The following is a 2,486-nucleotide window of genomic DNA, read 5'->3' on the forward strand; positions in this document are numbered from 1 at the left end:
TGCATAAGCTGATGTAAATTTCATCTATAACCAGAAGTAGAGAAGTTGTCTGAGTTCGGTTAATCCAAAAGGTGAGTGCTGCTAATGTGTACGTTGACATGACTAATAACACACGCGTGACCACAGTCAAAACAATACTACTACTGGCAGCCAATCCGAGAAATACCTCGCAACTGCGACTGGATCTAGAGGTGAGGGAGATAGAAGAGGGATTGCAAAGAGCAGCGAAGCGCCAACAGTTCCAGTTGAGGGCAAAATGGGCGGTGCGCTTAAGGGACTTCTACCGAGCAGTGTTGGACACTCAGCCACAGATAATACACTTTTGTGGGCATGGAGCCGGAGAGGATGGAATTGTTCTAGAAGATGAAATCGGGCAAGTGGCGTGTGTAGAAGCGCAGGAGTTGGCAAGCCTGTTTAAGCTATTTGCAACAAAGGGAGTGGAGTGTGTGGTGTTAAACGCTTGTTACTCACTCATTCAAGCACAAGCCATCAGCCAACATATAGATTATGTGATTGGAATGAACCAAGCGGTGGGAGACAAAGCGGCCATTGCATTTGCCGTGGCGTTTTATGATGGGATTGGGGCAGGGGAAGGGGTAGAGTTTGCCTACGAGTTAGGCTGCTCCCAGATAGTAAGGTTTATGGAGCAGCACACGCCAGTGTTGCTCAAAAAACAGCAGACGGTTGCGGTGTCGGATGGATTGGCAACTCAAGCAGCAATAGAAGTGGTACCGCCGAATCCGTACAAGGGATTGCTAGCATTTGCACAGGAAGATGCAGGATTCTTTTTTGGTAGAGAGAAATTTGTCAACAGTTTAGTTCAACTAGCGCAGTCACAGCCGTTAGTGGCAGTGATGGGTTCAAGTGGTAGTGGCAAGTCGAGTGTGGTGTTTGCCGGATTGATACCAGAGTTGCGCTCGATGGGGAATTGGCTGATTGAGACATTTCGTCCTCAAAGTCAACCGTTTTATGGACTGGCGGCGGCATTGGTGCGGTTACTCAAACCAGAAGCTGATGCAATTGAACAAATAGCAAAAGCCGCAGAGTTATCAAAGCAGATGCGACAGGGAGATGTCACCTTATCGCAAGTGATGGCAAGTCTGACAGAACGATATCCGCACAAAAGACTGTTGTTAGTGATTGACCAATTTGAGGAGTTGTACACTCTGTGTCAGGACGTGTTTGAGCAACAGCAGTTTGTGGATACATTGCTGAGTGCAGTGAAATCAGCACCACATGATCTAACGATAGCGTTGACATTGCGGGCGGACTTTTTTAGCCATGTTCTGAGTTATACTCCCTTTAGCGAAGCATTACAGCTGTATAAGCCCCAATTTCTCCTTGCCATGAAACAAGAGGAGATGGAGGAGGCAATAGAGATACCAGCACAGAAAATGGAAGTCACACTGGAATCAGGGCTGACAGAGCGGATACTGTTGGATGTCAAAAATGAGCCAGGAAATCTACCCTTACTGGAATTTGCCCTAACCCAACTGTGGTCAAAGCAAAGGCAAGGACAACTGACACATCAGGCATATGAAGAGATTGGGGGAGTGACAAAAGCGTTGGCAAACCATGCACAAGCGGTATACGAGCACTTGAGTGATGCCGACCAGAAACGGGTAGAGAAAATATTCATTCAGCTGGTACGTCCGGGGGAAGGGACGGAGGACACCAGATGTATTGCAACTCGGGATGCATTCAGAAAAGAGGATTGGGATTTGGTCACACGTCTGGCGTCGCAGCGATTGGTGGTAACCGGGCGGGATGAAGAGAACAAAGCAGAAACAGTTGAGGTCGTGCATGAAGCCCTGATTCGCCAATGGACGCAACTGCAAAAGTGGATGAACGAGCACCGGGAGTTTCGCACTTGGCAAGAAAGGCTCAAAGGGCGGATGCGGGAATGGGAAGCAATGGGTAAAGACGAGAGTACATTGTTGCGAGGGTTGTCCCTGGTAGAGGCGCAACAGTGGTTAGACAAGCGTCAAGATGAACTCAGCACAGCAGAACGAGAATTGATTGAGCAGAGTTTGGCATCACAGGAGCAACAGAAGAAACAGGAACAGCGTAGACAGCAAGAAAAGGAACGGCTACAGCGACGGATCTACTTGGCGTTGAGTAGTTTTTCAGTGGTAGCACTGGGTTTAGTAGGGGTGGCGGGTGTGGGTTGGTGGAGTGCTGCTATCAATGAAATCAATTCTTTAGCGAAGACTTCAGATGGACAGTTGAATTTAAATGGGCGGGAAGCATTAGAAACAAGTTTGAGAGCGGTAGAGAAAATGCAAAGTACACCTTGGGTGGATGCGGATACTCGCAGACAAGTGGAACTGACGTTACTCAATACAGTGCATAATGTTGTAGTTCCAAACACGTTGGGAGGACACGCAAAACAGGTTAATGGCGTCAGCTTCAGCCCGGATGGCAAGATTCTGGCTTCAGGAAGTCTTGACAACACGGTGAAACTGTGGGACACCAGCACGGGCAAA

Annotated in this window: 1 protein-coding gene; it reads left to right on the forward strand. The window is 48.3% G+C overall.

The annotated features are described in order from the left end of the window. Nucleotides 1–98 precede the first annotated feature (98 nt). Nucleotides 99–2,486, forward strand: a 2,388-nt coding sequence (locus ACM0OZ_RS48445; protein ID WP_414590090.1) for a CHAT domain-containing protein, incomplete at its 3' end; no start/stop codon positions are given.

The organism is Scytonema sp. PCC 10023 (genome assembly GCF_963920835.1).
In the GTDB taxonomy this organism is placed as follows: Bacteria; Cyanobacteriota; Cyanobacteriia; order Cyanobacteriales; family Nostocaceae; genus Kalymmatonema.